The following is a 26,007-nucleotide window of genomic DNA, read 5'->3' on the forward strand; positions in this document are numbered from 1 at the left end:
TAGATTAATGCCGAATACATAGGTGAAATGTTATGATCTAACCTACCAAGTATGATTCGTCATGGGTATTGGCGTTAAAATGGTGATTTTATCATCATTCCTATTCGCAAACAGGCTTAGTTTCATGGAAAAAGCCCAAAATCCACACCAGATCAAGGTTCATTATGCCTGAACAATCAAAACCGCTGTTTAGTCGACCCGTTTTGGCGGCTATTATGCTGCTCTCCACCCTAGGAATTTGGGCACTTAACCTTACCGCCCCAAGCCAACAATTACCGACGCCTTCTATCACCCAATGGCACACCGACTCAGGCATACCCGTCACTTGGCTCACCACCTCTCAATGGCAAGAGGGCAATAAGCTTGAGTTAAGCTTTATCTTCCAAGCCCCTAGTGACTCGGCCCAACTCACTCATCTTACACTGGCTATGCTGATGAGTGATTCATTGCCTCTAAGTACCGCAACAATTAACCAAAGGCTCTCTCCTTTGGCGGCGAAAGCCAGCGCTAATTTCGACAGCGAGCGTCAAATACTCGGGCTAACTTTTAGTAACGAAAACCAATACCTAGAGCCAACTCTCAGTTTTGTGCAGCAATGGTTGTCTGAACCAAGCTTTAAACAACGTACATTTGCCAACAAACAGCAACGCACACCGATCGAACTTAACACCCAAGTGGCCTTAACCAAGGCGCTGTTTGAAACCCCAACAGACCACGACGATACAAGAACTTCTTTGTCTCAAGTGAGCGAGTATTACCAAACACTTCAGCAAAACCTCGTAGCGATCAGCCTAGTTGGCCCATTGGATGATCACGCTTTATCACAAATACAAAGTCACCTAAATAAGATCACCCAAGGTTTCCAATTACCAGAAACACCTTTTCAGTCCGTTACATTACAAGAGCACCATACGGAGCAAGTGGGTAACGGACAGCTTTGGCAAACCAGCAGTGCGCTGGCTCTACAACCCTTAAGCAGCACACAAGATTGGGTGAGTTTACAACTTTGGGGTGGCGACCTAGTAAGGCAGTTTAACCAAGAACCCAGCATGAACTTTGTACAACTTAATCTGAGCCTCACGCCACAACAACCTTGGGCTTGGTGGAACATTCAATACCAGCAGGCAGTATTAGTCTCTGATGAAGAAGCGGTGGCTGGCGAATTTAATGCCGCCAGTTTTGTACAGCTCGAGAATCTGCCCTCAGCGAACGACCAAACAAAATTTAACGAGCTGTTTGATACCTTTAAGCAGCAAGTCACCAGCCAAGCCTTATCGCCCACTTGGTGGAACCATATCGCCACTCAAGTAGTACAACCTCAAGGCCCATTCGACTTACAAACCTTTGCCGACCAGTTACCAGACACTATTGATAACTTAACTCGAGGCACTTATAAAGAACGACTAGAACGCCTATTTGTGCCTTCTTCCTACCAAGAAATCCAGGTTTATCAATGAAAAAACTGAACAACGCCAAGCCCAGCGGGAAAACCAAACCTTCAAAGTTGCGCATTATTTCCGGTGAGTGGCGCTCCCGCCAGTTACCCATTCCGAACATAGAAGGCTTACGCCCCACGCCAGATCGAGTACGTGAAACACTGTTTAACTGGATCAATCATTATATACCGGGGGCTTGTTGTGGCGATTTCTTCTGTGGTTCTGGCGCGCTAGGCTTAGAAGCCCTATCGAGAGGGGCAAAACACTTAACATTTGTCGACAACTCCAAGCAAGTTACCCGACAAATGCAGGAAAATCTCAGCACCTTAAACGCAAAGAACGCTCAGGTCGTTCAACAAAATGCGGCTCAGTTTTTGGAAACCGCTACACCGCAAGCCTTAGACATAGTCTTCCTTGACCCACCATTTCGAAAAGGCTGGCTAGGCCAAATTATTCCTTTACTCGAAAGAGGCTGGCTAGCACCCAGAGCCTTGGTCTATATCGAGATGGAAAAAGAAGCCAGTTTGCCGGAGCTACCCAGCCATTGGCAGTTGAGCAAAGAGAAGACGGCAGGACAATTGGTCTACCGTTTATTTGAAGTCACTCAAGTCGATCATCAATAGTCCCCGAGAGCCTCATAATACGAGGCTTTCTGCGCCTATCCCTTGATGGTAGAGGGCGCAAACGCTAGACTGTAAAAGATTAACTTTGCATAAATCTTCCCGTTCTTCCAGCTGGGAATTCGATTACTTTCACTAGGACAGTCAAAACCTATGTCGGACACTATTCCTGTCGACTCCGTTGGCATTGTAACGCCACAGATTGCGCACTTTGATACGCCTCTGGCACTCGCCTGTGGACAGAGCCTATCGTCTTACCAATTGATTTATGAAACCTACGGCACTCTCAATGAAGCCGCCAGCAACGCTATTCTAATTTGCCATGCACTCAGTGGTGACCACCATGCGGCAGGCTATCATGCCAATGAAGAAGGCATAGCAGACAAAAAGCCTGGCTGGTGGGATTCAGCCATTGGGCCGGGCAAAGCCATCGATACCAACAAGTTTTTTGTGATCAGTCTTAACAATTTAGGGGGCTGTTGCGGCTCAACTGGTCCTGTCAGCATTAACCCAGACACACAAAAAGCGTGGGGAGCAGATTTTCCCCTATTAACCGTCGAAGACTGGGTAGAAAGCCAAGCACGTTTAGCTGATAAATTAGGCATTCAAACCTTTGCTGCCATCGTCGGTGGCAGCCTAGGGGGCATGCAAGTCTTGGAATGGAGTATTCGCTTCCCTGATCGCTTAAAAGCCGCGGTGATTATTGCTTCCGCACCTAAATTGTCCACTCAAAACATTGCCTTTAATGAGGTCGCCAGACAATCCATTCGTCGCGACCCAGACTTTTTTGACGGCCAATATCTCGACAAGCAAACCGTGCCGACTAACGGCCTTGGTTTGGCCCGCATGCTAGGGCACATCACCTATTTGTCGGATGATGCCATGGGGGCGAAATTTGGTCGTCAAATGCGCCACGATCATTACCAATACAACTATGGCATTGAATTCGAGGTAGAAAGCTATTTGCGCTACCAAGGGGAAGCCTTCACCAAACGCTTTGATGCCAACACCTATATGTTGATGACCAAGGCGCTGGACTATTTTGACCCAGCGGCCGCAGCGGATGGGGACCTTGCAGCGGTATTGAGTAAAGCTCAGTGTGAATTTCTATTAGTTTCCTTCTCGACCGATTGGCGCTTTGCTCCAGAGCGCAGTGAAGAAATTGTCGATGCCCTCGTCAAAGCAGGCAAGCATGTTTCATACGCTAAAATCGTCGCCGACGAAGGTCACGATGCTTTCCTCTTCCCTATTCCTCGTTATATGAATGCCCTGCGAAGCTTTTTGACACGCATAGGTAAACCACTACTGAAGGAGCCTACAGAATAATGCGTACCGACTTAGAACTGCTCAATGAGTGGATCCAGCCCAAAAGCCGCGTGCTTGACCTAGGTTGTGGACCAGGTGAACTGTTAGAACACCTTATTGGTAACAAACAAGTGCAGGGCTACGGCTTAGAGATTGACCCAGAAAACCTCAACCTTTGTATTGAAAAAGGCATCCCAGTCCTAGACCAAAACATTGATGAAGGCTTGGAGAACTTTGGCGACCAAAGCTTTGACCTAGTCGTTATGACTCATGCCCTGCAACAATTTCGTCGCCCAGATCTATTGCTCGACGAAATGCTACGCATAGGCAAAGAATGCATCATTACCTTCCCAAACTTTGGCCATTGGCGTAACCGAATTCATTTGGGCATCAAAGGCCACATGCCGGTGTCCGAATTTCTACCTTACAACTGGTATGACACACCGAACATTCACTTTTGTACCTTCAACGACTTTGAGCGCTTATGCCAAGAGAAAGGCATCAAGATTATGCGTTGGGCTGCCGTGGATGGACACCTGAAAGACCATTGGTGGATACGTGCCATGCCTAACTTATTTAGTGAAACCGCAATATTCCATGTTAGCCGCTAACCCATAAAAGGAGCTAAGGTGAACAAAACCATCGTTCTGGCCAGTAATAACGCCGGTAAAATTAAAGAGTTCAATGCCCTCTTGGCTGACATGGGCTGGCAGGTCAAACCACAAAGTGAATTTGCGGTCAGTGAAGCCGAAGAAACAGGCTTGAGCTTTATTGAAAATGCCATCTTAAAGGCCCGTCACGCCTGCGCTAGCACTGGATTACCAGCACTCGCCGATGACTCAGGAATCGAAGTGGATTACCTTAACGGCGCTCCGGGCATTTACTCAGCCCGATTTGCTGGTCGCCATGGGGATAACGACGCCAATAACCGCCTGTTACTAGAAAAAATGCAAGGGGTACCAGAACTCGAGCGCACCGCCCGCTTTCATTGTGTGTTGGCTTATTTGCGCCATAAAGACGATGCTACGCCGCGAATTTTTCATGGAGTTTGGGAAGGCCGCATATTAGACACCTTAGAGGGCGCTGAAGGTTTTGGTTATGACCCTGTATTTTACGTGCCTGAATGTGGCTGTAGTGCCGCCAGCTTACCGAAAGAAATAAAGAACCAACTCAGCCATCGCGCCAAGGCGCTAAAACAACTGGCCGAAACCTTTGCTCAAGCAAACCTTACTTTATGAGTACATCCTTACCTGCAAGCCCTTCTCTGCCGCCACTCAGTCTGTATATTCATCTGCCTTGGTGTGTGAAAAAATGTCCCTACTGTGACTTTAACTCCCACCAAGCAGACCGTTTTGGTAACGATGGTAAACTGCCTGAAGAAGCCTACTTACAGCAATTACTAGCTGACTTGGAGGCAGACTTGCCCTATGTAGCTGGTCGCCCTATTGAAACGGCTTTTATTGGGGGTGGCACACCGAGCTTAATGAGTGAGGACTTCTATTATCGCTTAATGGACGCCTTGCGGGACAAACTGACCTGGGTGGACAACGCTGAAATCACCATGGAGGCCAATCCAGGTACCTTCGAACAAGAAAAATTCCGCCATTTTCGTCAAGCAGGTATTAATCGACTCTCGATCGGCATTCAAAGTTTTCAGCCAAAGCTGTTGAAAACCCTAGGAAGAATCCACAATCGTGAAGAAGCCATCCATGCTGTGGATAAGTCCCGTATGGCAGGCTTTGATAATATCAACCTAGATTTGATGCATGGTTTACCGGATCAAAGTCTAGACATGGCCATGGAAGACTTGTCCTTAGCCATTGACCTTGATCCTGAACATTTATCTTGGTATCAATTAACCATTGAGCCGAATACCGAGTTTTATCGTCGACCGCCAAGTTTGCCGGAAGATAACACTCTTTGGGGCATCCAAGACAAAGGCCAAGAGCTACTCGCCACAAACGGTTATCGACAGTACGAGGTTTCTGCTAATGCTAAAGCACAGCATCAAGCGGCGCACAATTTGAATTATTGGCGCTTTGGGGATTATCTTGGTATAGGAGCGGGAGCCCATGGCAAGATCACCTTACAAGATGGACAAATATTTCGAACTCGAAAGACTCGTCACCCAAACCACTACCTAAACAACATAGCCCAAGCTCTCATCACCAAAGATGAGATAGCCAATGAAGACTTGCCACTGGAATTTATGATGAATCGCCTGCGCTTGTTTGAAACCTTTGATTTGCATGAATATGAGCAATATTGCTATCAAAAAGTGCCAAAATCCCTGATAGATGCCTGTGTTATTGCCTTAAACCGAGGCTTACTTGACGCCACTGCATGGCAAAAGCAACGTATTCAGACCACAGAAAAAGGCAAACTTTTCCTTAATGAATTGCTTGAACTTTTCCTACCCTGAACGCCCTCTTTCCTGACGATGATTTGACATCTAACTAAATAACTGTCAACATTCTCGCCTTATTACATCCATAGAGGCTAGCTCGCTTAGCCTCTTGTCTGAGTAACTCAAACGATAGCATCTGTATCTACTTCAAAAATAACCATACAACGCAAAACATTTTGCTTAAGAACGCCTGTTAACACGGCCTTTTGTCGCAGGTTGTCGAGCGAGATGGACTAGGATTCATACTATCCAATCAAACGAATAGCGATTATTTAACTTGTCGAAATAGAACAATATTCGTCGTGTTAAGAACATTGAATTGGCTGGTTATCTTCTAGGCTGAATTGGTGTTTCGTTTGAAAAGTGCTCAGCGAACAAACGTTGTTACTTTTAGGAAAATAGACACTCATTCAGGAGAAATTTATGAGTAATCAGGTCCCAGACTCGGGTCGGGAAGAATACAGCACATCTTATAAAGTCGGTCAGGACAACATTCAGTTCCTTGGCCTAGATGTCCTTAACCCCGTCTTCACCACCAGCGCACTAATCATTTTTGCCTTTATTATCGGCAGTATTTGGTTTCCTACCGACGCCAAAGAAATTCTCACCGGCGCTCGCGGTTGGTCAATCAATAACTTTGATTGGTTCTTCATGATCGCGGGTAACATCTTTGTGCTTTTCTGTTTAGCACTGATTTTTGTCCCACTCGGTAAAATCCGCTTAGGCGGCAGCCAAGCAAAACCCGAACACTCAACCATCACTTGGTTCTCTATGTTGTTCGCAGCAGGCATGGGCATCGGCCTAATGTTTTGGAGTGTCGCAGAGCCTGTGGCCTACTATACAGGTTGGTACGGTACACCGCTAAACGTTACGGCAAACACACCAGAAGCCGCTGACCTTGCTATGGGTGCAACCATGTTCCACTGGGGTCTGCACCCTTGGGCTATCTATGCAGTTGTGGCCTTATCTCTTGCTTTTGTTGCCTACAACAAAGGCTTACCGCTAACCATTCGTTCCGCTTTTTACCCACTGTTCGGTGAAAAAGTATGGGGGGTGATTGGTCACATCATTGATGTCTTGGCGGTTATCGCAACGATTTTTGGTCTAGCAACCTCTTTGGGTTTCGGGGCGCTGCAAGCGACCAGTGGCTTAAACTTCTTGTTCGGCATTCCCAATACGCTAACCACTCAAATCCTAGTGATTTGTGGTGTCACCGCCGTAGCCATTGTTTCTGTGGCACGTGGTTTGGAAGGTGGTGTGAAGCTGCTTAGTAACATCAACATGATCATTGCTGCAGGTTTGGCGCTATTGATCATCATCATTGGTCATACTGGCGCGATTTTGGGCGCTGTGGGCACCTTGTTGTTGAGCTATGTTGAAAACATTATCCCGCTAAGTAGCTGGATTGGCCGTGAAGATGAAACCTTCTACCATGGCTGGACTGTTTTCTACTGGGCTTGGTGGATTTCCTGGTCGCCATTTGTCGGCATGTTTATCGCTCGCGTTTCTCGTGGTCGTACTGTTCGTGAATTCGTTATTGCCGTCTTGCTAGTACCAACCTTGGTGTCCGTTATCTGGATGGCAATCTTCGGTGGCTCGGCATTGGATCAAGTACAAAACGGTGTTGGCGCACTGGCTGGTGGTCTAACAGACTCTTCTCTGGCCATGTTCCAAATGTTTGCCAGCCTGCCGCTTACTTCCGTGATCTCTTTCATTGGTATCGTCTTGGTATTGGTCTTCTTTGTTACCTCTTCTGACTCTGGTTCATTGGTTATCGACGGTATCACCGCCGGTGGTAAAACCGATGCGCCTATGACTCAGCGTGTCTTCTGGGCCATTCTAGAGGGCGTCATCGCTATCGCCCTATTGGTTGGCGGCGGTTCTGACTCCCTTGGAGCCATCCAATCTGCCGCGATTACCATTGGTCTACCTTTCACCTTATTGATGCTAGTAATGTGTGTCAGCCTATGGAAAGGCTTGCAGGGTGATGTTCACCTTATTGCTAAGTAGTCTGTCATAAAAGGTTATAAAACAACTCAGTAGAGTCCTCTGCTGAGTTGTTTTTTGAATGACCTTAGATTAAGATACAACCTCTTCTTAGGGGAGTAATCTTCTTTGCAATGCAAAGATTCTTTGTCAACATAATTGAGCCTCATGCTCGTGGCAAAGAAGTCTCGGTGTAGATCACCAAGATTGATGAGACTTAAGACGATAACTTGGCTCTGGTGGGCACAGGTTTATTGTCTTATGTTTTTGCCCACCGAGGAAGTTTATCAATGGAAGCACTCATCACATCCGTCAGCACAGTCGCCCTCGCTGAAATGGGTGATAAAACACAATTACTCGCCTTATTCTTAGCCACTCGCTTTGCTTCTAAAAGCGCCATTGTATTCGGTATTTTAGCCGCCACTTTATTGAATCATTTAATGTCTGCTTGGCTTGGTGCCGAAGCTGCTCGCTGGCTGCCTATGGCGTGGGCTAACTGGATTGTGGGCGCCAGTTTTATTCTGGTGGGTTTGTGGTTACTCATTCCAGATGAAGATGACAGTGACGACAGCAAAATTCTGAAACACAGTGCTTTTGTTGCCACCTTTATCTTATTTTTTGTTGCAGAAATTGGCGATAAAACACAGATAGCAACGGTTTTGCTAGGTGCTCACTATGGCTCTGTTTGGTGGGTGCTTATCGGCTCTACGCTGGGTATGATGCTCGCCAATGTGCCTGTGGTGTATGCGGGTAATTGGCTGATGCAACGAATCAACGCCAAGCGCACCCGCCAGCTGGCTTGTGCGCTCTTTATTATTATCGGTGTCGGCACTATTCTGTCACCATTACTTCACTAAATTAGGTCTCACGAGGGTATTAGCATGGAAGTCGAATTATCAGAGATTCTGGATGCCCTATGTCAGCATGCTCCCTTTGAGGAAATCGCCGATGACCCACAGCTCAAAGACATGGTCAGCGAGATTGAAATCCAATATCTACGTGCAGGTGAATGGGCCATCGCTCCCAACACCCTGAATGAAGTGCTGTTTTTTATTCGCAGTGGGGCAGTGGAAGTCTTACACAAAGAAAACACTCTGATTCGACGCATGAACGAAGGCGAGCTGTTTGGTTACGCCTCCCTGCTACGGGGCGGCAAATCAACACAGTTTATGCGTACCATAGAAGACAGTTTGCTGTACCGCATACCGGCTAAATGGTTTCTAAAACTGTATGCCGAAAGTGACCATTTCTCCGATTTCTTCGAGTTGGACCGAGATGTTCGCCTGCGCACTGCGGTCGACTCCCAAAGCTCCGATATTTCTTTGATGACCACGCCGGTTAAAAGCCTGTTACGTCGGCCACCCATTAGCATTCATGCCAACGCCAACATCCGCATGGCTGCCCAGACCATGTCGGAACACAAGGTTTCTAGTCTACTGATTATTGAGCAAGGGGAACTGGTTGGCATTTTGACCGACCGCGACTTGCGCACCCGTGCTGTGGCGCAAGGTTTGGATTACGACACCCCAGTGGCCCATATTATGACCCGTGACCCATTGGTCATGGACAGCGGTGATTACGCTTCCGAGGCCGTCTTAAAAATGATGGAAAGAAACATCCACCATTTGCCAGTCATGAAAAATGATCAGCCTATAGGCGTTATTAGTACTGGGGACATTGTCCAAAAAGAGAGCCATGGCAGTGTGTATCTCATTAGCGACATCTTCAAGCAAACTAGTATTGAAGGTTTACAGGCCATTAGCCGTAAAATGACCCACACCTTTACCCAGCTCGTAGTGGCCGATGCCAACACACAAATGATCGGCAACGCCATGTCCCATATTGGCACCGCTTTTGTTAAGCGCCTGCTCAAATTAGCAGAAGAAAAATTCGGCCCGCCCCCAGTGCCCTATTGCTTTGTCGCCCTAGGCTCTCAAGCCCGTGAAGAGCAAACCATTAGTACCGACCAAGACAATGCCTTGATTTTAAGCGATCAGTACGATGAACAAATACATGGGGATTATTTCGAGTCGCTGAGTAAGTGGGTTTGTCAAAACCTCGACCAATGCGGCTATACCCTATGCACAGGTGACATCATGGCTTCCAATACCCGTTGGCGACAGCCTTTAGCGCAATGGAAAACTTACTTTAGTGAATGGATCCAACAGCCTAAAGCGGAAGCTTTATTACGCCTGTCTATTTTCTTCGATTTACGTGGTGTCTATGGGGATAAAAGTTTAGCCAATCAGTTACACAAGCATATCCTCGCCCAAACCAAACAGCACCCAGCCTTCCTAACCTTTATGGCGCGCAATGCTAACCAAAGGAAGCCCCCGCTTGGCTTCTTCCGTCAATTTGTTCTTGATGGAAGTGGAAAACAATCCCGCACCTTCAACTTAAAAGAACGTGGCATTGCCCCCATTATCGACATAGTGCGCGTTCACGCCCTCGCCTGCGGTAGCCGCAAGCTCAATACCTTAGAGCGTTTAGAAGACATTGAAGCGGCAGGCTTATTGCTCAAAGGGCGAGCAAAAGACCTTGCCCTTGCCCTAGAGATGATAGGTATGGTGCGAATCAAACACCAAAAGGATCAGTTAGATGCGGGCCAGCCAGCCAACAACCATGTGGATCCTGAGAACCTCTCAGCGTTCGAAAAACGCCATTTACGGGATGCCTTCGACATTGTTTCTCGCCAACAGGAATTCTTAAAATTCCGCTACGCAGGGAAACGTAACTAGCATGAAGAAAGACCCTCAGAGCAACACCACAGACTCTTTTGAAGAAGCCTTCGACTGGCCTAACATGTTTGCAAAATGGGCAGAGGAAGCTCCTGAGGGCGCATTAAAGCGTTATTATCAAGCAGGGGTGGTAGACATCAACACACCACTGCACAGTTTGCCTATGGTGGCTTTGGATTTAGAAACCACCGGACTCGATGCCCTGCAAGATGAAATCATTAGCATAGGCTTAGTGCCCTTTGACCACAGTATTATCCGCTGCCAAGGGGCACAATACTGGATAGCTAAGCCCAACAAAGATTTACATCCAGAATCCGTCACCATTCATGAAATCACGGATAGTGAACTGGCAGGTGCGCCGCCGGTCAGTGCGATTTTAGATAAGGTATTGGAAGCCCTAATTGGCAAGGTAGTGGTCGTGCATTGTTTGGCGATAGAAAGGCAGTTTTTGCTCGAAGCGGCCCTGAAAGTCTATGGTTACCCGCTGTATTTCCCCATGCTGGATACCATGGCCATTGAGCGTAAAGTCCAGCATAAACCTTGGTGGCAGAGGTTTGGCAAAGTCCCATCGTTACGACTGGATGCTTGCCGACAGAACTATCGATTACCCCGCTATAAAGCCCATCACGCCCTTACCGACGCTTTATCATCGGCAGAATTGCTGCAAGCTCAGTTCAGCTATCACTTCGATAAAAGCAAACCTATCGGTGAGTATTGGCTTTGATTAGCTAGATACCACACTCGGGCAGCTTTCTCGTATCACCAACTCGGTATCTAAAATCACATCCTTAGCTTCCCGTAGCCCCAAAAAGACTTCGGCAGCCACTCGGCCTTTGGTCACGGTTTGCTGGTGAATAGTGGTAATGGAAGGGTGAATATTGGCGCTCTCGGCGATACCATCAAAACCTACCACTTGAATGTCTTCTGGCACTCTTAGGCCCATATGCAAAGCCGCTTGCACCGAAGCAATGGCAATACAATCACTCATGCACAGCAGCAATTCAGGGCGCTGGGCCATAGATAAGGCTTCTCGTGCGGCTTGATAGGCCAGTTTGTGACTATTAGCTGGGACATTCCAAATATATTCTGGCACAGCTGACAAACCATGCTCTTGTAAAGCTTGCTCATAACCTTGCAAACGCTGAATCGAGATAGACGCGGCGCGATCATACAGCTCATCATCACGCACTCGACAAACACGGTCGGTATTCAACAAGCTTAACCCCATAATGGCCACAGCTTTCGGCTGATGCGCCAAAGCATGACGGGCAATCGTATAAGCACCCTGATGGTTTTCGATATTCACAGAAGTGGTACCGGGAATAAAGCTATCTACCGTGATGATGTTTTTATGGGGCATGAGCCATGGGGCGTTTTGGCATTGTTGCGGCTTGTGTCCATAGACAATAAAGCCGTCCACCATGGAAGACTGCATACGGCTTTGCGCGTCTTGTTGCTCTTCATTCGAAGACAGCAACAACATGTTGTATTCGTGCGCTTCGAAAACTTCCGCCAGCCCTTGTAAAAACTGGTTCGCCACAGGGTCAGTCAGGCTATAACTTAAATCATCTGACAGCACGATACCGACAATACCTGTGCGGCCTGTGCGTAAACTGCGAGCTGCGGCGTTCGGGCCAAAGTAGCCCATTTTCTCGCACTCTTGCAGTATGTTATCCCGTAAACTGGCTGACAGTTGATCAGGACGATTAAAAGCATTTGATATGGTGGCGGTTGAGACCTGTAAACGCTCAGCGACGTCTTTTAAGGTTAGTTTTTTTATATTTTTTTTCATCTCATATCCCGCAGAAAACAAATCCGTCACATCATCATAAAGCCCAAAAAGACAGGCCTAGAAACTTTCTAAACCTGCCTAAAGTAGACAATATGATGGGACTAAGCAAGTTTTGCGTAAAAAGCCTGATAAGCTGGCAAGATCAAGGAGTTATCCTTAAGTTCTGCCGTAAAGCCATGGCCTTCTAGCACGTCACTAATGGTGCAGTTAAGCTCTCCTTGCTGAGTTTCGCTGGTCATATTCAATACCACCAACACTCGCTGGCCTTCATATTCACGTACCAGAGCAATCAGTTCTTCATTGCCCACCTCAAGTTGAGATAGCTCACCATTGATCAGCTCTGGCTGCTTTTGGCGCCAATGAATAAGACGACGAACCTTATGCAGTAACGCACTTGGGTCGGCTTCTTGCTCTGCCACACTTAAAGGCAAATGGCGGTCATCGACAGGTAACCAAGGCTCTATGGTCGAGAAGCCACCTTGAGCCACATTTTCCCAAACCATCGGGGTTCGACAGCCATCACGACCTTTAAAGACAGGCCATAATGGTTTGCCGTAAGGGTCTTGAATGCGCTCAAATGGTACTTCAGCTTCCGGCAAGCCAAGCTCTTCACCCTGATACAAGCACACGCTACCTCGTAGAGATAATATCAATGCCATGGCGATCAGCGGATAAGCGACTGGGTCTTCATTCGCTCCCCAACGAGTACAAGCACGTACCACATCGTGGTTTGACAATGCCCAACAAGGCCAGCCATCACCAACGATGTCATTCATATTCGCCAAGGTCGTACGAATGTACTGAGGTGAATGAGGAGTGTTAAGGAAATCAAAGGTATAAGCCATGTGTAGCTTGTCGCCACCAGAGGTGTACTCAGCCATACGTTTTAATGGGAAGTCATCCCCCAATTCACCTACCGTTGTCGTGCCTGGGTATTCATCCATCATGGCACGTAGATCTTTTAGGAAATCTAGGTTTTCAGGGCGGCTCAAATCGTACACGTGGCGCTGATAAGTGTATGGGTTGTCATGGGGAGCCCCCATGGTTTTTGGCTCACCCGGCGGTACAGGTGGGTTATCTTCTAGCCCTTCACTGTGGAAATAAAAGTTCACCGTGTCTAAGCGGAAACCATCGACGCCAAGGTCCAGCCAGAAGCGCATATTATTCAAGTGCGCTTCACGAACATCTGGGTTGTGGAAGTTAAAGTCTGGTTGGGACTCAAGGAAGTTATGCAGATAATACTGCAAACGACGGCTGTCCCATTTCCAAGCGCTACCGCCAAAGATCGACAACCAGTTATTTGGTGGTGAGCCATCTGGCTTAGGGTCTGCCCAAACGTACCAGTCGGCTTTATCGTTAGTTTTATCTTGGCGGCTTTCTTCAAACCATGGGTGTGAATCTGCAGAGTGACTGATCACCTGATCTATCATCACTTTTAGACCCAATCCATGAGCACGGCTAATCAGCGTTTTGAAATCTTCTAACGAGCCAAACATAGGGTCAATGTCACAATAGTCGGACACGTCATAGCCAAAGTCTTTCATAGGTGAGGTGAAAATAGGCGATAACCAAATCGCATCGACACCCAATGAAGCCACATAATCAAGCTTACTGGTGATACCCGCTAGATCACCAATACCATCGCCATTGGCATCCATAAAACTACGAGGGTAAATCTGGTAGATGATTCCCCCTTTCCACCAGTTAAGATCGCTTGTTGTCATTCTGACTCTCCAAAATAAAAAACTGAGGCAATACCTCTGTATTGCCTCATTATCATAAGAATTACTTAAAGTGCTTAATTAACGGCCGTAAGCCAGCTCGTTCTCATCAAACAGGTGCATCTTTTGTGCGTCCGCCGTTAAGTGCACTAGATCACCGCGCTGTGTCGGCAAAGTGCCAATCAATTTAGCAATCACCAGCTCTTCACAACCGGGCACCTTCACGTATAACAAGGTCGACTCGCCCAAAGACTCAACAAAGAATACTTTACCGGATAGAAAGCCTTGCTCTTCGGAGTCTGCAACGTGTAGATCTTCTGGGCGAATACCAAAGAAACCCGGTTTGCCTTGTTCACTGGCCGCGGTATTAACGGCTGTCTGCACGCTGTTATCCGCTACAGTTACCTTAGTTTGCTCACCTGTTTGGGCAATCTGACAAGGCACAATGTTCATCGCCGGGGAACCAATAAACTTAGCCACAAAAACGTTAGCAGGGTTCTCGTACAGCTCTAATGGGGAACCAACTTGCTCGATATTACCCGCCGACAGCAACACAATACGGTCTGCTAGGGTCATGGCTTCTACCTGATCATGGGTTACATAGATCATGGTGGAATCTGGCATGCTCTCTTTTAGGTTGGCGATCTCCATACGAGTGGCGACACGCAAGGCCGCATCCAAGTTCGACAAGGGTTCATCAAACAAGAAGACTTTAGGACGGCGGACAATGGCACGACCAATGGCCACACGCTGGCGCTGACCACCGGATAAAGCTTTCGGCAAACGGTCCAAATACGGTGTTAATTGCAGCATTTCTGCGGCTTTGCGTACCTGAGTATCAATATCGGCCTTACTTACCTTGGCAATCTGCAAACTAAATGCCATGTTGTCGTATACCGTCATATGGGGATACAAGGCATAGCTTTGGAACACCATCGCGATACCACGTAACGCCGGTGGTATGTCGTTGACCACTTGTCCGTCGATTTCCAGCGTTCCACCAGAGATTTCTTCCAAACCAGAAATCATGCGCAACAGGGTGGACTTACCACAACCTGATGGGCCAACAAAGACGATGAACTCGCCTTGTTTAATGTCTAAATTAATGTCTCTTAGCACTTCGACTTTATTTGAATAAATTTTCTTTACATGGGTTAACTTAACATCAGCCATGATTTTTCCTCTCAATTCGTTGCTTGGGTGAGGAGCTAGGCTCAACTCACCCAGTGGGATAATTTATTTTACTGAGCCTGCCAACAAGCCTCGCACCAAGTAACGCTGCAAACTAAAGAAAACACATAGGGGCACAATAATGGTAATGAAGGCCGACGCCGTCAGTATTTCCCAGTTACCGCCACGGGAACCTAACAACTCTCGTAACTGCCCGGTGAGCACCAAGTGTTCAGCGTTGTTGCCTAAAAACACCATGGCGATCAGCAAGTCATTCCATACCCATAGGAATTGGAAGATGGCAAAAGAGGCCAGCGCAGGGAAAGACAGAGGCAAGATGATTTTGCGGAAAATATCAAAATCCGACGCACCATCCACTCGTGCTGACTCGATGATTTCAGCAGGCAAACCCGCAATATAATTTCGCAGCAGGTAGATCGCCAAAGGTAAGCCAAAGCCGGTATGAGCCAGCCACACCCCCACATAAGTTTTCGAGCCCACCCCGAAAAATTCGCCAATTAAGTTGTAGCTTTTCAGCAATGGAATCAATGACATCTGCAAAGGAACCACCAGCAAACCGACAACCGCCGCCAATAGCAAAGCTCGGCCAGGAAAACGCATCCACGCCAGCGCATAGGCGGCAAACGCTGCTACAAGAATCGGAATAATGGTGGCCGGAATGGTCACGGTGAGCGAGTTAATAAAGGACTGTCCTAAACCTTCGGTACTTAGCACCTCGCGATAGTTATCTAGGGTAAAGCGCGGCGGAATTTGCGCCGTATAGAAAATACGCTTACCGCGAGAACCTTTCCATTCGGTTGGCGAGCTAAAGATATAATCGCCATTCTCCATCACTTGTAGAGTTTGACCACGTTTTAGCTCGGCTACCGTCCCCACTTCAAAGGCTTCCGGTTTAAGTGAGCTGGAACCGAAACGAGACACCTTGGCAGAGGCTTTCTCTAGCAAGTTGCCACGAATGACAAAAACATCCCCTTCTTGCACCTGAGTTTCTGGAAGATTCCCTCGGGCGACCAAACGTTGCTCGGAAGTCGATAAAGCTGTCCACCAGCCAGAAACGGATAACTGATCCTTGTCTCGAATAGAAGAAACAAACAAGCCCGCCGTTGGAATGGTCCACATGATGACCAGTAGCAGCACTACCCCATGCACAACGAAGGAAAGCGGTGTGCGTTTAGATGATGAAACCATATTAACGGCCCTCCATTTCGTCGTTTGCACGTTTTATATTCCAAATCATAATCGGAATAACCAAAACCATGATCACCAGCGCGATCACCGCACCACGACCAAAGTCACCGCCACCGCGGAACATCCAATCAAACATTTGGTTAGCCAATACTTGCGTTCCCCATTGTCCATTGGTCATCGCCAAAACGATGTCGAAAACTTTTAATACCAAGATGGTAATAGTGGTCCACACTACGGCAATGGTTCCCCAAATCTGTGGCACCATGATTTTAAAGAAGATTTGAATACCACTGGCGCCATCTAGCACCGCCGCTTCAATGGTTTCATCAGGAATACCACGCAGCGCTGCCGACAAGATCACCATGGCAAAACCTGTCTGCACCCAGATCAGGATGGCCATGAGGAAAAAGTTATTCCAAAACGGCAAGGTGATCCAAGGCTGAGGGTCACCACCGAAAAACACGACTACAGCATTAAGCAAACCAATTTGGGCATCGTCCCCACTGCGGTAGTCATAAATGAATTTCCAAATCACCGAGGCACCGATAAATGAAATAGCCATCGGCATAAAAATCAAACTCTTAGCGATATTCCCCCACCAGATACGATCGGTCATGGTGGCGATAATCAAGCCCATAAAGGTCGCCACAGTTGGCACCACGATCAGCCAGAGCATGTTGTTACGGAAGGACTCAAAAAACTCGTCGCTACCGAACAGCCAGGTGTAGTTGGCCAGTCCAACGAACTCTTCACCACTTCGGTCTAAGAATGACAAACGAATAGAGTCGATGACGGGATAGAATAAATAAAAGGTTAGTAGCAGCACCGCTGGGCCTAAAAACAGCCAAGGGCGAACAGCGTTAGCGATGCGTAAATTACGAGCAATCACCGCAGAAGGACGCTTTTTAGTCGGAAAAATTTTGTCTAAAAGAATGTTAGAACCATAAAAGTATATGGCACATCCCAACACACCTAGAATCATGGTCACTAACGCAGAAGCGAGCTGGCCCATAGAAACTCCACATTACATTGATTAGCACAGCAAAGCAGATTTGCTGTTAAGGGTATTCTGATCATCAAAGCCCCTACTGGTTAGCACTTAGCTCACCAGCAGGGGCTTCAAATCGTTATTTCAAGGCATCCCAAGTTTTTTGAATATCTTGAGCCACTGTCTGCGCATCTTTACCGCCGGTGTAATCCACCATACCAGTCCAGAAGGAACCAGCGCCGATTTTGCCAGGCATTAGATCGGAGGCATCGAAACGGAAGGTCGTCGCATCACGTAAAATGCTACCTTGTTTTTTCGCCGCTTCACTAGAATACAGCTCAGGGTTGGCACCTAGATGCGCTGAAATAAAGCCTTTTTGCGCCATCCATACTTCATGGGCAATCGGCGAGCGAAGGAAGTCGATGAAAGCACGAGCACCTTTCGAGTCATTGGTAATACTTACCAAAGTACCCGCACCCAATACTGGCTCACCCAAACCCTTTGATTCATACGCAGGGAAGTAGAAGAAGTCTGCATCCAGACCTAGCTCCACATCTTCTGGGAAGAAGGCGGGAATAAACGAGGCTTGACGATGTAGGTAACACTTAGGAGGCGACTGGAACATGCCTTTTGGACTATCACGGAAATCAGTGGATGCTACCGCACCTGCACCGCCATCTACGTAATCGTCGTTACGAGCGAACCAACCAAACTCTTCAATGGCCTCAACAACACGAGGATCATCGAACTTGATCTCATTCTTCACCCATTGATCGTACACAGCTGCTGGCTGAGTACGCAGCATCATGTCTTCTACCCAGTCGGTCGCAGGCCAGCCTGTTGCCGCACCCGAACCTAGACCGATACACCAAGGAGTGCCGCCGTCATCAACAATTTCTTGCGTCAGGGCTTTCAGCTCTTCCATGGTTTCTGGCACTTCATAACCAGCGTCTTCGAAGTTCTCTGGGGAATACCAAACAAGCGATTTTAGATCTGCACGGTAGAAAATACCGAACATATCTTGTTTACCTTGAGCATCTTTAAAAGTCGCCAAATCTACCCAAGATTGCCCAGCCGCATAGTCTTTAACAACACCCGCTTTTACAACGTCGTCTAGCGGTGTTAAAAAGCCTTTTGCCGCCATATCGGCTGCCAAACCAGGCTGTGGGAAGATAGCAACATTTGGGGCACTGCCCGCTTGGGCGTCGATAACGATTTGCTGTTCGAAAGAGTCCGAGCCTGCGTAATCTACGTCCGCACCTGTGGCTTCTTCGAAGTAAGCAATAACTCGATCAAAATTGGCTTTCTCGTCCCCCATCCAAGGGCCGAAAACAGAAATGGTTTCACCAGATAAATTCGTTGATTTTAGGGCATTGTAGCTGTCCCAATTGAAACGAGCATCTTCACCAGGTGAGAAAAGAAGGTCTGCGGCATGTACCGCATTGGCTGATAGCGTCAGCGCAACTGCGGCTGACAACAATGTTTTTTTCATGATCGCTCCTTACCAGGCTCACTACGGAGACTCCGTGGTACGCCTTTGTTGTTATTATCGTAGGTCGAAAAGCTCTATATCCCATCTTCTTTAAGGATTAAGAAGGATTTGATTATTAACAAACACGCCCAGTGGTTCAAGCTGCGAGCACGCTTAATATTTTCTTAATTAAGTTTAATTTTTAGCTCGATGAGCGAATTGTAGAAAAACGAAATAACCGTTTTAGCAGGATAGTTAGCCAATTCAATAACTTACTGAATCGCTAAAGGATGATAAAAAAATATTACAATAGATACAAAAAAGCACGGATAAATCCGTGCTTTGCAAAACTAAGTGCTTCATTAAGAGAGGATCGCCTCTTAAAAGAAAGCGGCCTTAAGCAAACATCTTCAAGCGCTCGTTAGCTTCTTCAATAGAAGGCAAAGATGGGTAAGCCCCCAACTTGGTCACTGAGTCCGCACCACAGGCTGCGGCAAAACGCACAATCTCAGTTAATTCTTCGTTCGAGAAACCCGCTAAAGAAGCACGGTCACCGCCACGCTCTGCCAATTGATACAACAAACCGCCAACAAAGGCATCCCCTGCTGCCGTGGTATCTTTTACGTTCATTTTTGGCGTAACCACCTGGCCTTCACCACGCTCACCAGCGTAGAAGCGAATAGCATTCGCGCCATCCGTCAATACGAATAAAGAAACGCCAGCTGCCAAAGACTCATTGATGAGTGCAAATGGCTCATCCGCAAGTACTTCTAACTCTTCTAGGCTGGCTTTGACCACATCACCACTTTGCATCCAGTCGATCACACGCTGTTTGTCTACCTGACCTTCTGGCCACAAGTTCGTGCGAAGGTTCACATCAATGCTGACAATCCAATTAGCCGATTTGGCCATACGCACACCTGCTAAAGTCGCTTGGGTGATGTCCGCATCGGTTAAAGTGTTTGAACAGGTGTGGAAAACCCCTTTTGGTTCAGCAAACCAAGCGTCATTAAAGTCGCTCTCACGGAATAGAATGTCCGCCGATGGGCTACGGTAGAACTCAAAGCTACGCTCGCCCGTGTCATCTAGGCTAACGAACGCCAAAGCTGTCTTAGCTTCTTTGGTCATTAACATGCCTTGGGTCTGAACACCGTATTGAGCTAAAGAGTCTTTTAGAAAATGACCAAAAGCATCGTCACCGACTTGGCCGACGAAATGGCTATTGCCCCCTAGGCGTGCAACGGCCACTGCAACATTGGCAGGCGCACCACCTGGAAATTTAGCGAACGATTCTAGCTCACCCGGCTTAGTTGCACCGTTTGATAGAAAATCAATCAAGGCTTCGCCAAAGGCCATTACTTTTGTTGTCATGGTTTTATTCTCTTTCATGCAAAATCAGTTAGTGTCGAAATTATGCCGCGCCCTCTAGGTTAAATCAATTTAATTTATTTAAGACCGGTGGCACTATTGCTCGCTAGTCTAGCACTGCTTGAATTGGTTACCTTCTACTTTCTTGCTAGACTCGAAACCTTATTCGCGCAAACTTGCATTAATCGAGAAATAATAATGACAAAAGCTAAATGCATCTATGTTGTCGACGATGACGACGAAATTCGCTCATTACTAAAAACCTACCTAGAAAAGCACCAGTTTGAGGTTTTAGTAGCGGATTCCGGAGAAGCTTTCCTCGCCGACTTTAACCCCCAACAACAAGTAGACCTTGTCATATTAGACATCATGCTACCCGGTGAAGATGGCTTTTCCGTGTGCCGTTCACTGCGCACCCAGTCACAAGTTCCTGTCATCATGCTGACCGCCAACTCAGACGAAATGGACCGTATTATTGGTTTAGAAATTGGCGCCGACGACTACTTGGCAAAGCCCTTCAACCCCAGAGAATTACTGGCTCGCATCAAAGCTATTTTGCGCCGTATGGAACACACGGAAGTGATTGAACCGCCTTCCACCAGCCAACGCTTTTATCACTTCGCACAGTTCAAGCTGGATACTTTGTCTCGAGAATTACACTTTGGCGAGGAGAAAGAGTCTTTATCGGGAGCAGACTACAACCTGCTCATGTTATTCCTAGCAAGCCCAGGAGAAGTGCTAACCCGAGAACACATCGCGGAAAACACCCGTGGCCGCGACAGCACCCCTCTTGATCGTTTTATTGATGTTCATGTGAGCCGCTTACGACAGCGCCTGCACGAAGATGCTCGTCACCCACAATTGATCAAAACCGTTAGAGGACAAGGCTATATTCTAACGGCCACCGTAGAATGTTCGGATTATGACCATTAGTGCTCGCATAGGGCGATGGTCCAGATCCCTAACGGGCCAGATACTTATTATCATGGCTCTTGGGGTCGCCAGCGCCCAGTTTATTAGCTCTACTTTTTGGCTCAAACAGCTAGAGTCCGATACGGAGAAAAACGTGCTGGAGGTGTCCAAGCACATGGCGTTTCGTATCGCCGCCACCGTCAGTTACTTTGAATCACTTCCGCAAAACTATCGCCATATTGTCATTGATCAATTGCAGAACATGGGCGGTACACGATTCTTCGTGACCCTTAACAAAGAAGAAATCCTCATTAATCCCCTGCCTGACTCTCACTTAAAAGACATAGTGAAAAATGAGGTACAGCACACCTTGGCCAAACAGCTAGGCATTACCAATGCCAAAATAGCTTTTTCCAGCCCTAGCGATCTGCATGTCATTAATAACCACACTCGCTTGGTGGATCTACCAGAGCGTTGGGGACATCACAGCTTATTGGTAAAACCTCTTACGCCACCGATTATCGTCATCCAAATACCCGTGAATGACAAAGACTGGCTCTACCTTGCCAGCCTGATGCCCGACCCCTACTTCATTGAAGAATCCTCAGCACTCAGTGCGGATCGCCTGTTTTCCATGGCCATGTCGGTGATCACAGTGCTGTTACTGAGCATTGTTATTTTGCGTCGTGTTACCCGTCCTTTGGCGACCCTAGCCCGAGCCGCGGAATCTTTCGGCCAAGGTGACAGCCAGCCGATTAAAGAAGTGGGGAGTATTGAGGTACGTAACACAGCACGGGCCTTCAATGACATGCAAACCCGCATTCAGCGTTATTTGAATGACCGTGAGCGCTTGTTTTCGTCCATTTCCCATGACCTAAAAACGCCCATTACACGCTTGCGCTTGCGTGCCGAGATGATAGACGAAGACGACACCCGAGACGCTATGATTCGAGATTTAGAAGATCTGGATATGTTGGTAAAAGGTGCCTTACAAAGCGTAAAAGAGACAGATATTCATGAAAACCGCGTCGAAGTAAACATTCTAAGAATGCTCAAAGACATGCAGTCAACCGCCAATCGGGAGACGCTAAAGCTCGACGTGAAAGGCGAGCTAAACCACCCCTATATTGGTAAACCATTGGCGATAAAACGCTGCCTTGGGAACTTGGTGGACAATGCGCTCTATTACGGCAAAACCGCCACTGTTTTCATCGAAGACAGTGAAGATGCTCTGTGCATTCGAATTTGTGACCGAGGCCCCGGCATCCCACTCGACAAGATGGATAAGGTTTTCCAGCCCTACACTCGCCTCACTCCAGATCACTCAGGACATCCCGGCGGCATGGGGCTAGGACTGAGCATTGCCCGCAACATTGCCAAGGCACAAGGGGGAGAAGTGACACTACAAAACCACCCCGACGGTGGACTTGAAGCCACCATCTGGTTGCCTCGTCATTAGAGAAAATCACGCTATGCAAGACTTTGTTACATTAGGTTGCTCTATATTACCCACGCCGATTCTATCCTTTGCTAAATTCTTTCATGCGATAGGTTAGAGCTTGCACAGTCAGCTCAACCCGCATAAAAATAAAACATCAAATCATTCATCTAAATAGATAGTTTGATTGGTCAAATAACAATAAAAAAGGTTTTTATCATGAGAAAAATTGCTTTCGGTTTAACCACTGTTGCGCTATCTATTGCCGCTACCACAAGCCACGCGGGTGAAGTAGAAGTTCTACATTGGTGGACATCAGGTGGCGAAGCTGCTGCGATCAACGTTCTTAAAGAAGAAATGAAAGACGCAGGGCATACTTGGAAAGACTTCGCTGTCGCCGGCGGTGCAGGCGAATCCGCTATGACCGTTCTAAAATCCCGTGCCATTTCAGGCAACCCTCCAGCCAGTGCGCAAATCAAAGGTCCTACCATTCAAGAATGGGGTGATCTAGGCTTCCTAACCAACTTAGACTCTGTTGCAGCAGCAGGAAAATGGGACCAAGTACTTCCTCCTGTGATCAGTGAAACCATGAAACACGATGGTCACTATGTTGCAGCGCCAGTCAACGTTCACCGCGTAAACTGGATGTGGGCTAACCCCGAAGTGTTCCGTAAGTCTGGTGCTTCTATCCCAACCTCTTGGGAACAGTTCATTGTTGAAGCACAAAAAATCAAAGATGCTGGTTTTACCCCGCTAGCCCACGGTGGCCAAGCATGGCAGGACGCAACCTTATTTGAAGCCATTGCCCTTGCTAAAGGTTCTGACTTCTACAAAAAAGCCTTCATTGAACTCTCTGATGAAACCCTACGCAGCCAAGACATGATAGATGTCTTCACGACTTTCAAGAAGATGCACGACTTTGTTGACCCAGGCTTCTCTGGTCGCGACTGGAACATTGCTACTTCTATGGTCATCAATGGCGAAGCGGCCATTCAAATCATGGGCGATTGGGCGAAAGGCGAATTCACTGCGGCGGGCAAACAAGCCGGTATCGATTACGTTTGTTTCCCAGCGCCTGGCACCAGTGGCACCTTCACCTTTAACATCGACTCCCTTGCCATGTTCCAAGTGGACGGTGATGAAGCTCAAAAAGCCCAGCAAGACCTTACGCGTCTGATCCTTGAGCCGAACTTCCAAGAAACCTTCAACCTTAACAAAGGCTCTATTCCAGCACGCTTGAATATGCCAAGAGATAAGTTTGATGCTTGTGCTCATTCTGCCATGGACGCTTTCTTGGCCAGCTCATCTACGGGTGATCTAGTACCAAGTATGGCTCACGGCATGGCCGTAAACTCTATGGTTCAAGGAGCAATTTACGACGTCGTAACGAACTTCTTCAACAACGAGTCTATGCAAGCCACAGAAGCTGTAGACAAGCTAGCACGTGCGGTGAAAGCCAGCATGTAAGCACAGGTCTTATTAGACCAGTAAAGCAAAACAGGAGGCTGGCCTGTGGTCAGCCTCTCCGTTCCTCCCCTGTAGTGAAGCACTCATTATGAATACTAAAACCGCCAATTCTGTGTCTGCCAAGACTCAGTCAGGTCGTCCTGCACGCCTAAGCTTGGCCGACTTGATGCCAAAACTCGTTATGGCGCCTACGGTCATCGTGACCCTAGTTTGCATATACGGCTATATGATTTGGACCGCTGTATTGTCCTTCACCAATTCTCGTATGTTGCCCTCTTATAAATTCGTTGGGCTAGATCAATACGAACGCCTATTCAACAATGACCGCTGGATAGTCGCCTTAACTAACCTAGGTGTATTCGGTGGCCTATTTATCCTCATTTGTTTATTCCTAGGGGTGGTCTTAGCCATCTTCCTAGACCAAAAGATTCGCGCCGAAGGCGCTATCCGTACCATTTATCTTTACCCTATGGCGATCTCTTTTATCGTCACAGGTACCGCATGGAAATGGCTACTTAACCCAACCAATGGCTTAGAAAAGCTAATGGTAGATATGGGCTTTGAAAACTTTAAATTCGACTGGCTAATCAACCCAGACATGGTGGTTTACTGTTTGGTTATTGCCGCAGTATGGCAGGCGTCTGGCTTTGTTATGGCGCTGTTTCTAGCCGGCTTACGCGGTGTCGATGGAGACTTGATTAAAGCGGCTCACCTAGACGGTGCCAGCACTTTTACCACTTATCGCCGTATTATTTTGCCTTCTCTGAAACCTGTGTTTTTCAGTGCTCTGGTGATCTTGTCACACATTGCCATTAAGAGTTTTGACTTGGTAGCAGCCTTAACTAATGGCGGCCCTGGTTATTCTTCCGACTTACCCGCTAACTTCATGTACGCCCATACCTTTACCCGTAGCCAAATCGGCCTAGGCTCCGCCTCTGCCATGGTCATGTTAGGTTGTGTGTTGGCGATTTTGATCCCTTATTTGTACTCTGAATTGCGAGGTGAACGCCATGAGTAATAAAGCGACTCGCCGTCAAACCACAGGCGTTGAAAAGATACTAAGAGTAGCCCTATACACTGTTTTGCTGGTTATGGCGGCGGTGTACTTGATGCCCTTTATTGTCATGTTACTGACGTCCCTAAAAGACGTAGAAGAAATCCGCACTGGCACCTTGTTGTCATTACCCGGTGCACTGAATTTTGACGCTTGGTCGAAAGCTTGGTCTGGAGCATGTACCGGCAGCAGCTGTGGCGGACTCTCACCCTACTTCATGAACTCCTTCCAGATCGTGTTACCTGCGGTGGCGATTTCCACCCTGCTGGGCGCACTCAATGGTTATGTTATTTCCCTATGGAAATTCCGCGGTAGCGATCTGTTTTTCGCAGCACTATTAGTAGGTTGTTTCATTCCTTTCCAAGTAATTCTGTTGCCTATGGCACGTACCTTGGGCTGGTTAGGTATTGCCAATACCACCACAGGTCTGGTGTTTGTTCACGTGGTGTATGGGGTGGCCTTTACCACTTTATTCTTCCGTAACTTTTACCAATCCATTCCGGGTGAGCTGGTGAAAGCAGCACGCCTTGATGGGGCCGGCTTTTTCACCATCTTTTATCGCATCATTTTGCCAGTTTCGACACCTATCATCGTGGTCACCGTGATTTGGCAGTTTACGCAAATTTGGAACGACTTCCTGTTTGGTGTCGCCTTCTCAGGCTTTGATACCCAGCCGGTTACCGTGGCATTGAATAACCTAGTGAACACCAGCTTTGGGGGTAAAGAGTATAACGTCGATATGGCCGCCGCCATCATCGCCGCATTGCCAACCCTAGCTGTGTACATTTTCGCTGGTAAATATTTTGTTCGTGGCCTCACCGCCGGAGCAGTAAAAGGTTAATCATTATTACAGCAACAGCACTCGCGCTCTTTCATTCATCACCGCGCGGGTGGCTTACTAACACTATGATTCGTAAAGAATTTG

22 protein-coding genes and 1 riboswitch are annotated in these 26,007 nt (G+C 47.5%); of the genes, 15 read left to right on the forward strand and 7 right to left on the reverse strand.

All coding sequences use genetic code 11. The annotated features are described in order from the left end of the window. The first annotated feature begins 164 nt into the window (after window positions 1-164). The 10 genes from ACUM5Y_RS07930 to ACUM5Y_RS07975 all read left to right on the forward strand — a co-directional run bounded on the left by ACUM5Y_RS07930 (window position 165) and on the right by ACUM5Y_RS07975 (window position 11,216). On the forward strand, window positions 165-1,457 hold the full coding sequence (locus tag ACUM5Y_RS07930; RefSeq protein ID WP_445976335.1) for a peptidase M16 family protein: 1,293 nt from the start codon (window positions 165-167) through the stop codon (window positions 1,455-1,457). Beyond that, window positions 1,454-2,059, forward strand: a complete 606-nt coding sequence (rsmD, locus tag ACUM5Y_RS07935) for a 16S rRNA (guanine(966)-N(2))-methyltransferase RsmD (RefSeq protein WP_445976336.1) — start codon at window positions 1,454-1,456, stop codon at window positions 2,057-2,059. Before ACUM5Y_RS07930 ends, rsmD begins: the two co-directional genes overlap by 4 nt. A gap of 150 nt (window positions 2,060-2,209) precedes the next feature. Beyond that, complete coding sequence (gene metX / locus ACUM5Y_RS07940; protein WP_445976337.1) at window positions 2,210-3,382, forward strand: homoserine O-succinyltransferase MetX; 1,173 nt, start codon at window positions 2,210-2,212, stop codon at window positions 3,380-3,382. Continuing rightward, on the forward strand, window positions 3,382-3,972 hold the full coding sequence (gene metW / locus ACUM5Y_RS07945; protein WP_445976338.1) for a methionine biosynthesis protein MetW: 591 nt from the start codon (window positions 3,382-3,384) through the stop codon (window positions 3,970-3,972). Before metX ends, metW begins: the two co-directional genes overlap by 1 nt. 18 nt (window positions 3,973-3,990) lie before the next feature. Beyond that, a complete protein-coding gene (rdgB, locus tag ACUM5Y_RS07950; protein ID WP_445976339.1) occupies window positions 3,991-4,599 on the forward strand; it encodes an RdgB/HAM1 family non-canonical purine NTP pyrophosphatase in 609 nt (202 codons plus the stop codon). Further along, window positions 4,596-5,783 (forward strand): radical SAM family heme chaperone HemW, encoded by a 1,188-nt coding sequence (gene hemW, locus ACUM5Y_RS07955; RefSeq protein ID WP_445976340.1) that lies wholly within the window; start codon window positions 4,596-4,598, stop codon window positions 5,781-5,783. The genes rdgB and hemW overlap by 4 nt, the downstream gene beginning before the upstream one ends. A gap of 408 nt (window positions 5,784-6,191) precedes the next feature. Then, complete coding sequence (locus ACUM5Y_RS07960) at window positions 6,192-7,778, forward strand: BCCT family transporter (protein WP_445976341.1); 1,587 nt, start codon at window positions 6,192-6,194, stop codon at window positions 7,776-7,778. A 78-nt stretch (window positions 7,779-7,856) separates the two neighbouring features. Next, window positions 7,857-8,033, forward strand: a riboswitch (yybP-ykoY riboswitch). An 11-nt stretch (window positions 8,034-8,044) separates the two neighbouring features. Next, the gene (locus tag ACUM5Y_RS07965; RefSeq protein WP_445976342.1) at window positions 8,045-8,611 is read left to right on the forward strand and encodes a TMEM165/GDT1 family protein; all 567 of its coding nucleotides are present in this window, start codon (window positions 8,045-8,047) and stop codon (window positions 8,609-8,611) included. A gap of 24 nt (window positions 8,612-8,635) precedes the next feature. Beyond that, window positions 8,636-10,492, forward strand: coding sequence for a DUF294 nucleotidyltransferase-like domain-containing protein (locus ACUM5Y_RS07970; protein WP_445976343.1), 1,857 nt, complete (start codon window positions 8,636-8,638; stop codon window positions 10,490-10,492). 1 nt (window position 10,493) lies between these two features. After that, entirely contained in the window at window positions 10,494-11,216 is a 723-nt protein-coding gene (locus tag ACUM5Y_RS07975) for a 3'-5' exonuclease (RefSeq protein WP_445976344.1), read from the forward strand. Here the strand turns inward: ACUM5Y_RS07975 and ACUM5Y_RS07980 are convergent, their stop codons facing one another. The 7 genes from ACUM5Y_RS07980 to ACUM5Y_RS08010 all read right to left on the reverse strand — a co-directional run bounded on the left by ACUM5Y_RS07980 (window position 11,217) and on the right by ACUM5Y_RS08010 (window position 20,214). After that, a complete protein-coding gene (locus tag ACUM5Y_RS07980) occupies window positions 11,217-12,284 on the reverse strand; it encodes a LacI family DNA-binding transcriptional regulator (protein WP_445976345.1) in 1,068 nt (355 codons plus the stop codon). It lies immediately after the preceding gene. Window positions 12,285-12,385: 101 nt separating this feature from the next. After that, window positions 12,386-14,008 (reverse strand): alpha-glucosidase family protein, encoded by a 1,623-nt coding sequence (locus ACUM5Y_RS07985; RefSeq protein WP_445976346.1) that lies wholly within the window; start codon window positions 14,006-14,008, stop codon window positions 12,386-12,388. A gap of 78 nt (window positions 14,009-14,086) precedes the next feature. Next, complete coding sequence (locus tag ACUM5Y_RS07990; RefSeq protein ID WP_445976347.1) at window positions 14,087-15,178, reverse strand: ABC transporter ATP-binding protein; 1,092 nt, start codon at window positions 15,176-15,178, stop codon at window positions 14,087-14,089. 63 nt (window positions 15,179-15,241) lie between these two features. Next, the gene (locus ACUM5Y_RS07995; RefSeq protein ID WP_445976348.1) at window positions 15,242-16,384 is read right to left on the reverse strand and encodes a carbohydrate ABC transporter permease; all 1,143 of its coding nucleotides are present in this window, start codon (window positions 16,382-16,384) and stop codon (window positions 15,242-15,244) included. Window position 16,385: 1 nt separating this feature from the next. Further along, window positions 16,386-17,396 (reverse strand): carbohydrate ABC transporter permease, encoded by a 1,011-nt coding sequence (locus ACUM5Y_RS08000; protein ID WP_445976349.1) that lies wholly within the window; start codon window positions 17,394-17,396, stop codon window positions 16,386-16,388. Between the two features lie 115 nt (window positions 17,397-17,511). Further along, a complete protein-coding gene (locus ACUM5Y_RS08005; RefSeq protein WP_445976350.1) occupies window positions 17,512-18,864 on the reverse strand; it encodes an ABC transporter substrate-binding protein in 1,353 nt (450 codons plus the stop codon). A gap of 375 nt (window positions 18,865-19,239) precedes the next feature. Further along, the gene (locus ACUM5Y_RS08010; RefSeq protein WP_445976351.1) at window positions 19,240-20,214 is read right to left on the reverse strand and encodes a carbohydrate kinase family protein; all 975 of its coding nucleotides are present in this window, start codon (window positions 20,212-20,214) and stop codon (window positions 19,240-19,242) included. 195 nt (window positions 20,215-20,409) lie between these two features. Here ACUM5Y_RS08010 and ACUM5Y_RS08015 point away from each other — a divergent pair, with 195 nt between their 5' ends. The 5 genes from ACUM5Y_RS08015 (at window position 20,410) to ACUM5Y_RS08035 (ending at window position 25,923) form a co-directional block, all read left to right on the forward strand. Next, complete coding sequence (locus ACUM5Y_RS08015; RefSeq protein WP_445976352.1) at window positions 20,410-21,144, forward strand: response regulator; 735 nt, start codon at window positions 20,410-20,412, stop codon at window positions 21,142-21,144. Continuing rightward, window positions 21,134-22,582: an ATP-binding protein gene (locus tag ACUM5Y_RS08020; RefSeq protein WP_445976353.1), complete on the forward strand. Its 1,449-nt coding sequence runs from the start codon at window positions 21,134-21,136 to the stop codon at window positions 22,580-22,582. Before ACUM5Y_RS08015 ends, ACUM5Y_RS08020 begins: the two co-directional genes overlap by 11 nt. Window positions 22,583-22,780: 198 nt before the next feature. Then, window positions 22,781-24,028, forward strand: coding sequence for an ABC transporter substrate-binding protein (locus tag ACUM5Y_RS08025; protein WP_445976354.1), 1,248 nt, complete (start codon window positions 22,781-22,783; stop codon window positions 24,026-24,028). 88 nt (window positions 24,029-24,116) lie between these two features. After that, on the forward strand, window positions 24,117-25,046 hold the full coding sequence (locus tag ACUM5Y_RS08030; RefSeq protein ID WP_445976355.1) for a carbohydrate ABC transporter permease: 930 nt from the start codon (window positions 24,117-24,119) through the stop codon (window positions 25,044-25,046). After that, complete coding sequence (locus tag ACUM5Y_RS08035; protein WP_445976356.1) at window positions 25,039-25,923, forward strand: carbohydrate ABC transporter permease; 885 nt, start codon at window positions 25,039-25,041, stop codon at window positions 25,921-25,923. The genes ACUM5Y_RS08030 and ACUM5Y_RS08035 overlap by 8 nt, the downstream gene beginning before the upstream one ends. Window positions 25,924-26,007 lie beyond the last annotated feature (84 nt).

The sequence above is a fragment of the Marinomonas dokdonensis genome (assembly GCF_052747885.1).